The sequence below is a fragment of the Tropicibacter sp. Alg240-R139 genome (genome assembly GCF_900537075.1).
Classification (GTDB): domain Bacteria; phylum Pseudomonadota; class Alphaproteobacteria; order Rhodobacterales; family Rhodobacteraceae; genus Falsiruegeria.
In genome coordinates this window covers 702,359-713,978 of the sequence record NZ_UNRA01000002.1, presented here as the reverse complement: position 1 = coordinate 713,978, position 11,620 = coordinate 702,359, and the positions used below count along the sequence as shown (strand labels likewise).

The 11,620-nt window shown below is 56.3% G+C and carries 14 protein-coding genes, 1 tRNA gene and 1 pseudogene; 7 read left to right on the top strand and 9 right to left on the bottom strand.

Annotated elements, in window-relative coordinates; genetic code table 11:
- Positions 1 to 72: 72 nt before the first annotated feature.
- Positions 73 to 1,704, top strand: coding sequence for an oleate hydratase (locus tag G6R15_RS11050; RefSeq protein WP_164659902.1), 1,632 nt, complete (start codon positions 73 to 75; stop codon positions 1,702 to 1,704).
- 146 nt (positions 1,705 to 1,850) lie between these two features.
- On the opposite strand, the gene G6R15_RS11045 is transcribed toward G6R15_RS11050, so the two are convergent.
- The gene (locus G6R15_RS11045) at positions 1,851 to 2,108 is read right to left on the bottom strand and encodes a hypothetical protein (RefSeq protein WP_240336737.1); all 258 of its coding nucleotides are present in this window, start codon (positions 2,106 to 2,108) and stop codon (positions 1,851 to 1,853) included.
- 193 nt (positions 2,109 to 2,301) lie between these two features.
- Between G6R15_RS11045 and G6R15_RS11040 the strand changes: the two genes are divergently transcribed.
- The 4 genes from G6R15_RS11040 to G6R15_RS23100 all read left to right on the top strand — a co-directional run bounded on the left by G6R15_RS11040 (position 2,302) and on the right by G6R15_RS23100 (position 3,976).
- Complete coding sequence (locus G6R15_RS11040) at positions 2,302 to 2,628, top strand: hypothetical protein (protein ID WP_164659900.1); 327 nt, start codon at positions 2,302 to 2,304, stop codon at positions 2,626 to 2,628.
- 64 nt (positions 2,629 to 2,692) lie between these two features.
- Positions 2,693 to 3,271: a lytic transglycosylase domain-containing protein gene (locus G6R15_RS11035; RefSeq protein ID WP_164659899.1), complete on the top strand. Its 579-nt coding sequence runs from the start codon at positions 2,693 to 2,695 to the stop codon at positions 3,269 to 3,271.
- Positions 3,271 to 3,552, top strand: coding sequence for a TrbC/VirB2 family protein (locus tag G6R15_RS11030; protein WP_164659898.1), 282 nt, complete (start codon positions 3,271 to 3,273; stop codon positions 3,550 to 3,552). The genes G6R15_RS11035 and G6R15_RS11030 overlap by 1 nt, the downstream gene beginning before the upstream one ends.
- A gap of 16 nt (positions 3,553 to 3,568) precedes the next feature.
- Positions 3,569 to 3,976 (top strand): VirB3 family type IV secretion system protein, encoded by a 408-nt coding sequence (locus G6R15_RS23100; RefSeq protein WP_164660284.1) that lies wholly within the window; start codon positions 3,569 to 3,571, stop codon positions 3,974 to 3,976.
- 45 nt (positions 3,977 to 4,021) lie between these two features.
- On the opposite strand, the pseudogene G6R15_RS11020 reads toward G6R15_RS23100, so the two are convergent.
- From G6R15_RS11020 to G6R15_RS10995, 7 genes and pseudogenes are all read right to left on the bottom strand, one after another.
- Positions 4,022 to 4,308: pseudogene (locus G6R15_RS11020) on the bottom strand (type VI secretion protein); the annotation flags it as partial.
- 357 nt (positions 4,309 to 4,665) lie between these two features.
- Positions 4,666 to 5,172 carry a site-specific integrase gene (locus G6R15_RS22900; protein WP_240336735.1) on the bottom strand — a complete coding sequence of 169 codons (507 nt, stop codon included), beginning with the start codon at positions 5,170 to 5,172 and terminating at the stop codon, positions 4,666 to 4,668.
- A gap of 18 nt (positions 5,173 to 5,190) precedes the next feature.
- Entirely contained in the window at positions 5,191 to 5,898 is a 708-nt protein-coding gene (locus G6R15_RS22895) for a hypothetical protein (protein WP_240336734.1), read from the bottom strand.
- 138 nt (positions 5,899 to 6,036) lie between these two features.
- A tRNA-Thr gene (locus G6R15_RS11010) sits at positions 6,037 to 6,112 on the bottom strand.
- Between the two features lie 249 nt (positions 6,113 to 6,361).
- Entirely contained in the window at positions 6,362 to 6,472 is a 111-nt protein-coding gene (locus G6R15_RS23095) for a DUF2474 family protein (protein WP_164659897.1), read from the bottom strand.
- Entirely contained in the window at positions 6,472 to 7,473 is a 1,002-nt protein-coding gene (gene cydB, locus G6R15_RS11000; protein ID WP_164659896.1) for a cytochrome d ubiquinol oxidase subunit II, read from the bottom strand. The genes G6R15_RS23095 and cydB overlap by 1 nt, the downstream gene beginning before the upstream one ends.
- Positions 7,474 to 7,484: 11 nt before the next feature.
- Positions 7,485 to 8,897: a cytochrome ubiquinol oxidase subunit I gene (locus G6R15_RS10995; protein ID WP_164659895.1), complete on the bottom strand. Its 1,413-nt coding sequence runs from the start codon at positions 8,895 to 8,897 to the stop codon at positions 7,485 to 7,487.
- A 206-nt stretch (positions 8,898 to 9,103) separates the two neighbouring features.
- Between G6R15_RS10995 and G6R15_RS10990 the strand changes: the two genes are divergently transcribed.
- Complete coding sequence (locus G6R15_RS10990; protein WP_164659894.1) at positions 9,104 to 9,520, top strand: VOC family protein; 417 nt, start codon at positions 9,104 to 9,106, stop codon at positions 9,518 to 9,520.
- Positions 9,521 to 9,590: 70 nt separating this feature from the next.
- Here G6R15_RS10990 and G6R15_RS10985 read toward each other — a convergent pair whose 3' ends face one another.
- Positions 9,591 to 10,556 (bottom strand): NAD(P)-dependent oxidoreductase, encoded by a 966-nt coding sequence (locus G6R15_RS10985; RefSeq protein WP_164659893.1) that lies wholly within the window; start codon positions 10,554 to 10,556, stop codon positions 9,591 to 9,593.
- A gap of 123 nt (positions 10,557 to 10,679) precedes the next feature.
- Here G6R15_RS10985 and G6R15_RS10980 point away from each other — a divergent pair, with 123 nt between their 5' ends.
- Complete coding sequence (locus tag G6R15_RS10980) at positions 10,680 to 11,564, top strand: LysR substrate-binding domain-containing protein (RefSeq protein WP_164659892.1); 885 nt, start codon at positions 10,680 to 10,682, stop codon at positions 11,562 to 11,564.
- Positions 11,565 to 11,620 lie beyond the last annotated feature (56 nt).

Here is an 11,620-nt window from a genome sequence, read left to right as displayed (position 1 = left end):
TTGGCTGAACAAAACCCGACCTTGCCAACAGCTTTGACGGCCTTACTCTATTGTACATTCGAGGAGAGTAGAATGAGCCAAACGCAAGATAGCAGCAAGAATGCCAAGGTATATCTTAATGGTCTGGGCCTCGGATCTATATCGGCCGCAGTCTATCTTGTACAGAAAGCCGGTTTTGATCCAGCGAACATCCATATTTTCGAACAAAACCCGGAGCGAGATCTGGTGGGCGGCTCGATGGATGCCTCAATGAAAATGGTCGACGGCAAGCCTGTCTATTTCATGCGCGGCAGCCGGATGTACGAAGACAAGGTCTACTGCTGCACCAAAGAGCTCTGGTCGTTGATCCCCTATGACGAACATGGTTCTTGCCTCGACGATCATGAGCGCAACCATGAAGAATGCCAGGTCGATACCGTCGTCCGCCTGCTGCATGCAGATGGCGAAAAGGACAGTGGCCACGACCTCGGCCTCGGCCCAATTGAGACAGTTCAGATGGCGCGCTTGATGGCGACACCCGAGTCGTCGATTCCCTATGATGCCAAAATTACCGACTATTTCAGTGACGCATTTTTCCGCAGCAACTACTGGTACATGTGGCGCGCCCTTTTCGCATTTCAGCCATGGCACTCGGCGGTCGAGATGCGGCGCTATATGCGTCTGTTCTTCCATCGGATGTCCGATATGGAGAAGATGACCTCGCTAGAGCGTACCCGCTACACCAATTACCATTCCTTCATCTTGCCGGCGTTGCGTTTGTTGACCGAGAAAGGCGTTCAAATCCACTATAACTGCCGCGTTACGGACGCGGACTTCAAAGTTGACGGTACACAGCGCTGGATTGAGCGCTTGCATTTGGAGAGCTCGGACGGTGAGGTCATGGACCCGATCGAGGTTCAGCCGCACGATAGGGCATTCTTGACGATTGGTTCAATCGTATCCAACCACGCCTATGGGTCCCACGACCAACCCGTCTCGATGTCGCCCCCGGAGAAGCCAGGCGGAGCGTACTTGCTCTGGCAGAAATTGGTGGCAAAGCAATCTGACTTGGGCCGCCCTGAGCGCTTCCTGCGGGATGTATCGCTCTCCAGGATGATGCATTGCACTGTGACCTTCCGCGGCAGCCTTTTTGAGCGAAAGTTCCAGTGGCTCGTAGAGCGGTTGATGGGACGGCAAAGCCCATTGCCCCTTACGCACTCACCTTGGATCTTGCATCTGCACACCTATCGGCAACCCTTTTATCCTGGACAGGCCGCTGACACCTGCGTGATCTGGGTTTCAGCCCTCGGCGAGGACAACGAAGGGCAATTCGTGAAAAAGCCAATGTATGAGTGTACAGGGCGCGAGATTCTGGAGGAGATCCTTGGTCATCTCTGGGGCGACCTGGACGGGGACGAAAAAGCAGAACTCCTTGACACCTCGTACTGCGTGCCCTGTCGCTTGCCCTATGGCATTTCTCAGTTTTTGCCTCGTGCAGAAGGGGACCGGCCACCTGTCATTCCCGAAGGGTCTCAGAACTTCGCATTGCTGGGGCAGTTTGTGGAGATCCCCGACGGGATCGTGTTCACCACCGAGTACAGCGTCCTCGGGGCGATCTTGGCGATCAAAGGGCTGGTGAACGCCTCGATAGAACCTCCTGCGATGTACTTTGGCCAGCACGATCCATGGACAAACTTGGCGACGGCCAAAGCTATCCTTAGATAAGGCGTTGTACCGTCTCATCCCAAAGAACTTCCACTAGACTGGCCGCAAGAGGGAAGCGCACTTGCAGCGAAAGACTGCTTTGTCCGCACTGGCGACCTTCGCCGCCGCCTTATTGAACGGCAGCTTTCTCCACGTGAGGACGGGCGTTATTTCCTCACGCTGTCCACAAGCTCCAAAACGCGCGCGTACTCTTCGCTGATCTCGCGCGCCTGCTCGAAGACCTCACGCCGCTGCTGATCTAGACAACGGAAGTACCGCTCGACATCGGCAAAATACGTCTCCGCATCGCGCCTCAACAGGTCAGCATATTCCTGCACGTCATCCGCATTAGTCGGCATCCAGGGCTGCACAGGCGGCAGGCAACTGCCCGCGGCCGAAGCAGATCCCCAGCTTAGAAGGACCATAACCGCCCACGTTTGTTTCAAAAGCGCCATATTATCTTGGCTCAGCCACTCCGTTGCAGTAAATTCGTTTCAACGCATAATAGGATCAATAACTCAAATTGAACCTATTGATTGCAACATTATAATATTGCATCGGCTCGGTAGTCCATGAGAGACTGCCGGGCCAATGCACAATTCTGCAAGGCTCGATCCTATGAATTTGATGCAAGACGCCCCTAATGTTGTCAGTGAAGACGGGTTGCGCACGCTGCTTGCCGAGGGTCATTCGGCGGATGTTGTGTGCCGGGTTACGCCCACACGTACAGGTGCTCAGTGGTCCGGAGTTTGGACCGTGCATTGCGTTTCGCCAGACGGCGAGACGCGCCGCCTGCTGGTTACCGCGCGCAACAATATGGCCGCCCGAGAATTCAAGACTATCAATGGCTTATCCAGCTTCCTTGCAGGACTTGGAGTTTCGGTCGTCTCGATCCCGATGCTCGAAGGCAAGATCGCCTCTCACAATTTGGACGACGCGGGCTAAGCCACTTGCTGTCCTTGCAGCATTCCTTGCAGCACCCGCCCATTCTGAAGGCTTCGTGCTTTCCATGCGGGCCGATGGCCAGCTCGAGACCAAAGCACCGCAATCAGGTTTCGCGCAGAGCTACGTCGACGGGATTGGAGCAAACCCACCAGAGCTGATCGTGTTCGCAGCGCCTCAGCCTGAAGATCCGCCTCCTGCACCCACCCGCGCGGTTCCCCACCCCGAGATCCTCACAGCCCTTAAAAGCACCGCGCATCGCTATGGCGGACACCCCGCACTACGCCGCGCTGGCCTGTCCGTGACGGAGTGGCAGGTGCTCTTCCAAGCCAATATTGAGATTGAAAGCGCCTATCGCCCGAATGCGCGCAGCTCCGCAGGTGCTATCGGCCTCGGACAGCTGATGCCAGCTACGGCCGCGCAGCTTGGTGTGGATCCGCATGACTGGCAGGCCAATCTGGATGGCTCCGCCCGTTACCTTCTGATGATGCTTGCACAATTCGGCACGCCCGAACTCGCGCTCGCTGCCTATAACGCCGGACCCGACGCGGTCGCCCGTTATGGCGGCATCCCTCCCTACCGAGAAACCCAAAATCACGTGCTCCGCGTCATGGCCGTGCGTGATCGACTGACTGGAGCCTCCTGATGCACATTCAATTCCGCACGATCCTGTCGCTGGCTCTGGCCAGCTTGATGATTGCCAACCCGGCCTTTGCGCAGAGCATTGACCTTTCGCCGGTGCAGAACCTTTTGCAGGGCATCGTCGATACGATCACCGGTCCCCTGGGTATAGTCATGGGCACCTTGGCCCTGATCGGTGTGTTCCTCTCTTGGCTCTTTGGCATTCTGGATTTCCGCCAAGCCCTCTGGGTGCTGGTTGCCATTGCAGGCATCGCTGCTGCACCAACCATCGTGACCGCCATCTGAGGCGCGTAGATCCGGCATAGCAACGCAAACCCGCCTCTTCCTGGGCCTGATCCGGCCGCCAAAGCTCATCGGCTTGCCGATCATGTATGCCATGGTTTGGCTCTTCGGGTTTTTGTTGTTGTTTCCGTGGGTCCAGAGCTGGCCGGCGATCATCATTGCCGATCTGGCCTACTCCTTGGTCTCGGTGCAAGCGGCCGCGCTGCGCGTGCAGGACATCATTACCCGCATTGGCGAGACAGATGACATTCACGCGGCCATGTCGCTTAACACCTATGAGCGGGCCGAACTCGCCCGCCTGATCGCGATCCGCACACGGCTCAAGGCCGCCCATACCCGCCCGCTTAGCGCCGCAGAACTGGCCATGGCGGCCGCTCAGGCGGGCGAACAAGACTTCATGCAATTTGATCTGGAGGCAATTCGATGATCCGTTTTCTTTCTACCATTTCCACTTGCGCTCTGTTGGTTGCCTCATGCGCATGAAGATCAGCTTGGCGGCCGGGTTGACCACCTCGTCGGCGCGGCGGCGATATTCCTTTTGCTTGTCACCGCCTGATGCTGTGATGCAGTAGATCTCGCCCAAGGTCGGCCGCTTTCGCTCGAACGCAAAAACCCTGCCGCCACGAAAAGGTCAATGCCGCCGTCAAGCAGCCCTTGGACACGATTGTTATCAGCTTGCAGAAACAGTGAGGCCAAGAGCTGGAGCTCCATCTGCTGGCGGTCGACGTTGTCCAGCGCCGATATGCGCAGCAGAGGATTTACTCCTCCAACCACGACACGAGGTCCTTCAATAAGTACTTGATTAGCCGCGAATTTGGCTGAAAATATGACGGGCCGACACCATCCTTGCGCCACCGAAACATTGTGTCCGTGGTGACAGAAAGAAACTGTGCGGCTTGTTCGCATGTCATTACTTGAGGTGGGTTTGACCGGATAAGGTCGTCGTGCAAAGCGGCAATTCGCTCGCTTAGTTCTTCAATAGTCATTGGCTTTTCCTTAGATGAAACCAATGACCGGCGCGCCTCCTGCTCCTGAGCGAATGCCCGTTTGCGCGTTCGGCCTACCGTGCACAGTCAGGTCATTATCCCCGCACACAGCGGCATATGTCGTCGACATTTAAGCGTGCTTCCGTTTCAATTCAATAACGGAAGAAGGTGTTATCCCGAATTGGGCAATGATCGCGGCGGCAATGGAATTGGCTGACCGCAATTGTTCATCATGTGTCGGCGCACCGTAATGGCCGAGCATACGTAGATCGTTGTCCGTCATAGTCTGCTGCGCCAACCACCTATGAACATGTCGCGGTGCAACCTCTCTTGCCGTTGACATCCACAGGTGTCGCAGGTCGTCCGCTGCCGTCGTTGGCAATCGGTCCAACACGTCTAAGTGACCGCATACACCCGAAAGGGCCCGTCTGCTCGGAAACACCCAGTCGCAATCATCGACCTTGATCTCGTTGAGGCGTTTAAACAGCCTGACGACATCGTCGGCAATCACAATCTCCCGCTCGACTTCCTGCCGTTTCAACCTATTGAACGTGACTGCGCCTTGCTCAAGATCAACGCGGTCCCACGTCAGCGCCCGCAGTCCGCGACCACGAAAGCCCGTGTACCAAGTGATCATCCACGCCAGCCTGATATGCTAATTCTTGATCGCGTCAATTTCTGCTTTCCGATCCGCCCAAGGCACCGACATGTCGAGCTTGCCGGTCTGGACGCGCGACTTCATCCGTGTTCCGTCGAGCAGTGATGGAATCGGCAATGCAAGAGCGCATAGCCTGTTGATGAACCGAACAGTGGCCCCGGCCACTGATGCCGCTAAATGTGCCGCGTTCGGCGTGTCGATCTGCATCGCGTTAAGATATTGGTTGATCTCGAGTACCGGCAGTTCGTCAACATGGACGTCTGCCCAACGCGCAAGATGCTTATTGAACGAGCCACGATATTCGTATGCCGTGCCCTCCATCATGCGCGCTCGACCTGACTGCCGCGCTGTCGTGCGGTGTTCGATGTATTGTTCCAAAGCATCGCGGAATGTCGGAATACCCAATGCGACCTGTGAAACTTCTTTTTCCTCACGCGTGCGTACATTGCCTGTCGAAATATCATGAGCGATCTTGCCCACTTGTTCCTTGGCCCATCTGCAATGCGGACCTTTGTTCGCCCATTGGGCCAACTTAACCGACCGTGTTTTTTGCGATGTTGGGTCCCACTTGTTGACGTACCAAGTTTTGGTGCCGCCCAGTGTCACGCACAGGCGCAAGCCTTTGCTTGATGGATCGGTGAACCATGTTGTCTTATCGACGACCAATGTCTTGAGGGTCGAATCTGTGAACTTAATATGGGGCATTTGCTTTCCTTGTAATGACGATTTTTTACAAGGTTCACGTTACGTTCCAACACCAATCAAACCCAACCACAAATCGGGCAAGCACCTGATTTAACTATATATAACTGACTTGATGTGTTTGAAAACTAAGCGTTTTAATGGTGCCCCCACACGGACTCGAACCGCGGACCTACTGATTACAAATCAGTTGCTCTACCAGCTGAGCTATAGGGGCACTCTTGCTGTTTGGGGCGATTAACACCAATCCGGGATTGACCGCAAGAGGCAAAATCAGGTTCCGGAGACAAACCTGAAGCCTCCACCGTAATGAATGCATCGCCGTGTCGTGTCCCTTCTTGTTTCGAACGACAGCGGGACGATTTGGCAGTGCAAAAACAGTCCTGAGCACGCAAAGGATGAGTCCGGTGTTTACCTCGTTACAGATTGGCGCCGACACTGGCAAAGCTTCGTGCCGGAGAGGTGCTTAGTTGACGATCAAAAGGCGGATCGCTCCGGCAATTGCCATCATGCTCAACACGGATGCCCCCCAGATCAGCACAAACCATACTAGACGTCTCCACCTCTGGCGCACCATTAGTGATAGCCTGCATCAGGGTCGATCTTGCCGCGGAACACCCAATAAGCATAGGCCGTATAAACCAAAATCATCGGCACCAGAATGACTGTCCCCACCAGCGCAAAGGCCAGGCTTTCGTCCGGGGCGGCGGCTTGTTGAATGGTAACCGAAGGCGGCACCATTGTCGGATAAAAGCTGATCCCAATTCCTATGAAGCTGATAACAAAAACCGATTGGCTGGCCAAAAACGGGACATAGTCGTGCCCGGACTTCAGCCCCCGATACAGCACATATCCCGCAAATGCCAACAGCACAGGCACAATGCCGGAATATAGGATTGCCGGGAACGTCAGCCAGCGCTGAAAATAGACTTCATCGTGGAACGGGGTCCACAGGCTGACCGCACCGATTAGGGCAAAAGTTATGCCCCCCAGCGGTAAGGCACGTGCTCGCATTGTGTGCTGCAGTTCTCCTTCGGTCTTCATGACCAACCAGGTTGCTCCCAACAGCGCGTAACCGACGACCAATGCGAAGCCAGTCACGATCGAGAACGGCGATAGCCAGTCCCACCATCCGCCCGCATATGCCCGGTCAACGACCTCTATCCCCTGCACCAGTGCGCCAAGCGCCACCCCCTGACAAAAAGCAGCCACGGTTGAACCACCAATAAAGGCCGCGTCCCAAACGCCTCGCCACCGCTCTGTGCGCCAGCGGTATTCAAAGGCCACACCTCTAAACACCAATGCCAGAAGCATGACGATGATCGGCATGTAAAGCGCGGGCATGACGATGGCATAGGCGACAGGGAACACCGCAAACAGCCCGCCGCCACCCATCACCAACCAGGTTTCATTCCCGTCCCAGACAGGCGCGACAGAGTTCATCATCACGTCGCGATCCTTTTTGGCTTTGGCAAAGGGAAACAGGATGCCGATGCCCAGATCAAAGCCGTCCAGCACTACATAGGTCAGCACGGCAAAGGCGATGATCCCCGCCCATATTGTTGGAAGATCCAGCATATCCTACCTCCTTATTCGCCCGGCGTTTTTGATGCGTCGAACTGTTTGGGTGGCACGATACCAGCCGTGCGCAACGGCCCCGCAAGAGTTTGGTCATCCGAGCCCTCTCCTGGCGCCTTGTTCATCAATCTAAGTATGTAAAATGTACCCGCCCCAAAGACAAAAAAGTAGACAACGATGAACATGATCAGAGACGTCGCCACAGCCGGCGCCGCAACAGGGGATAGCGAGTCGGATGTGCGCAACAACCCGTAAACCGTGTAGGGCTGCCGCCCAACTTCGGTCGTGATCCACCCCGCCAAAACAGCCACGAATCCCGTCGGCCCCATCACAACTGTGACACGATGCAGCCATTTGGACGTATAGAGCCGCCCGCGCGCCCTTTGCAGCAGGCTCCAGAGGCCCACACCCAACATTGCAAAACCGATCCCCACCATGACACGGAACGACCAGAACACGATCGCAACAGGTGGTTCTTCGTCATCAGGCACCGTGTCCAACCCATCAAGCGGCGCGTTCAGGTCGTGTTTCAGGATCAAAGACGACAATTTGGGGATTTCGATCGCGTAATCGACGCGCTTTTCCTTTTGGTTTGGAAACCCGAACAGGATCAGCGGCGCGCCGTCGGGGTGGCTTTCGAAATGCCCCTCCATGGCCATGACCTTTACGGGTTGATGTTCCAGTGTGTTCAACCCGTGCGAGTCGCCTGCAAAAATTTGGATCGGTGTGACAATGGCAGCCATCCACATCGCCATGGAAAACATCTTGCGCGTGCCGTCGGTCGCCCGCCCCCGAAGCAACTGCCAGCCAGCGACGCCTGCCACGACAAACGCCGTGGTCAGATACGCGGCCAGAACCATATGCACCAGCCTGTGCGTGAAAGAGGGATTGAAAACGATGGCCCACCAATCAGCCGGAACAAACTGTCCCAACTCATTAATCTCGTACCCCGCCGGTGTCTGCATCCAGCTGTTGACGCTCAAAATCCACGTGGCCGAAGTCAGCGTCCCGACCGCGACCAGAGCCGTAGCCATCATGTGCAGCCCTTCGCCCACTTTGTCACGGCCAAAGAGCATGATGCCCAGGAACCCCGCTTCCAGGAAAAATGCGGTCAGTACCTCATAGGCCATCAGCGGCCCGATCACCGGCCCTGCTCTTTCGGAAAACACCGCCCAATTGGTGCCGAATTGGTATGACATGACGATGCCCGAGACGACGCCCATGCCAAAGGCCACTGCAAAAATCTTTTTCCAGTAGTTGAAGAGCGTCAGATAGACTTGATCTCGTGTCCGCAGCCATTGGCCGTTGAGCACGGCCAGAAAGCTCGCCAACCCAATCGAAAACGCTGGAAAGATGATGTGAAAGGACACGGTAAAGGCGAATTGAAACCGCGCCAGCGTCTCGGCCGAAAATCCGTCTAACATTCAGACACCCTATCTGGAACAAAACACCGGGATGAACACTTGGTCTTGATTGAAACTGAGAGGAGGCTATTGCTTTGTCAGTATTTATCAATGGTTAGCGATGACGCATCCAGCAATAACCCGCGACGCTTCCAGTACTCCTCTTGGTGTGTGGTTTCAATAAAATGCGGTAGAATCGCGTAACATCTCAAAGGAAACCGAAGAGAATGATTGCATACGTGACCATTGGCGCCAACGACATGCCTCGCGCTGAGCGCTTCTACTCTGCCTTTCTGCCGGCCCTTGGGTATGAGCTGGAGTGGTATCACGGCGACCTGAGCTACGCCCTGCCGGTCGCACTCGGCCAACGCCCGGTTTCGCCAGATTTCTACGTCAAAACTCCCTATGACGGCGGGCCAGCCTCAACCGGGAACGGGGTGATGGTGGCTTTTGAGGCCCAAAACCAACGTCAGGTTCGTGATCTGCACGCCGCAGCCCTCGCGGCAGGGGGCCATGATGAGGGGCAGCCGGGATTTCGCGACGCCTATGGCCCCCAGTTTTTCGTAAGCTACCTACGCGATCCCCAAGGCAACAAGATCGCCTTGTTTTCAAGCAATCCGGACGAACCAGGTCGAGACGGATAGCAGAGTGCCGAACACTCAGGTTCGGCACTCTCAGTTCGAAAACGCAATTGCTGTGCTGGATTAAGCGGGGTTACTCTGCTGCTTGCTGTCCCTTGCCTTGAGGGATCACCTCATAGCCGGCTTCTTCCGGCTCATCATCCGTCATCTCTGGCGGGAAGCCGGGGGCCAGAATATCCAGGCCGGTGGCCTGTTCCAACCGCTTGATGATGTTGGGCGACAGCTCGCGCTCGCCAAAACGTGCAATGCCGTCATCAAAGATGTCGACCAACATCGGCGCGACTTCCAATGGCACGTTATTGCGCTTGGCAACCTCGTGGAACAGGCCCGCGTCCTTTTTCACCAGATCCATGGTGAAGGAAATGTCGCGTGACCCGTTCAGAATCACCTGGCTTTCGGTTTCATGCACAAACGACGTGCCCGAGCTGATTTTCATCGCTTCATAAGTCGTGTTCAAATCCATGCCGGCCGCCTTGGCCGTCACCAGCGCCTCGCAGCAAGTGACTAGGTTCGCGGTCGCCAGATAGTTGGTGACAACCTTCAGGATCGAGGCCGAGCCCAACTCGCCCGTGTGCAGAACGCGACGACCCATCGTGGTCAGGAATGGCAGAATACGTTCGAACGTCTCGCGATCACAGCCCGCAAAGATCGAAATGTTGCCGGTATCGGCGCGGTGACACCCGCCGGACACCGGGCAATCCACTGCCGCCCCGCCGCGTTCGATCACCATGACCCCTAGGCGCTTGGCTTCGGCCTCGTCCGTGGTCGACATCTCCATCCAGATTTTGCCTTCGCTCACTTCCGGCAACATCTCTTGCATCACCGCATCGGAGGCGGAGGGCGATGGCAGGCAGGTGATCACCGCATCGCAATCGCGCATCAGTTGCGCCGGGCTTTCACCCCGTGCAGCACCGCGCGCAACAAAATCATCGACCAGCGCCGAATTCAGGTCATGCACCGTCAGGTCGATGCCATTGCGCAAAAGCGAGCCCGAGAGCTTGCCGCCCACATTGCCAAGACCGATGAAGCCAACTTTCATGATGTATCCTCCAAGGCGGGCGGCATGCCCGCGTATACGATTCTGAGGCAGAGTATTCCGCGTGACATGTGCCAAGAGAAACGAATAATAATACAACAAATGTGCAAATTTTTTTGGTGATAAATGAACCGCCTTCCCAACCCGATCTGGTTGCGTTCTTTCGAGGCCGCAGCACGGCACCTAAATTTCACCGAAACGGGGCGAGAGCTGGGGCTCACTCAAACCGCTGTTTCGCTGCACATCCGCTCGCTCGAAGGCGATCTGGGTGTAAAGCTATTCACCCGTGCTGCGCGTCGGTTGGAGCTGACGGAACTGGGTCAATCCTATGCGCTAACCGTGCGCAGGGCGCTTTCGGACATCTCGCTCAGCACAAATGCGCTGTTTGGCGGAGACCGTCGCCAGACCCTGACCATTCGCTCCGCTATTTCGACCGCTACTTACTGGCTCGCTGCAGAATTGCCCGCGTTTGGCGACCTTTACCCTGATATTCCCGTGCGTCTGGTGTCCAACATCTGGGCCGACAGCACCAAAGTGGATGACGTCGATGTGGAAATCCGCCTTGGTTACGGTGATTGGCCCGGCCTAAGAGCCGAGAAGCTGTGTGATGAAACAATTGTCCCCGTCTGCCGCGTCGATGCCCCAAAACCCAACCTTGACGCGCTTCAATCCGGCCCCCTGATCCACATCCTTGGGTACGAGGACAACTGGGCCCGATATTTCGAGGCGCAGGGCCTTCCCCCGGCCCAAGAACCACCCCGCCATTCCGTGGACACCACCGTCGCCGCCCTGCAACTGGTCATGGGTGGCGCGGGATTTGCTACGATCCTCAGCCGCTTTGCCTGCAATGCCATCGCCCAAGGGGCTCCGTTGCAAATCGCGGGTCCTGCGATTCCGTTTGCGCAATCGCATTACCTGATTCACTCAGACGAACCGGCAACGCAGACGACCTCGGCCCAGTTGTTCATGGCCTGGCTACGCGACCGAACGGACTTGCATGCCGCTGGCTGACCGCATCCGGTCGCTTTTCTCTGACATACTGATCAGACACCTGCCGCAAGCTTGAC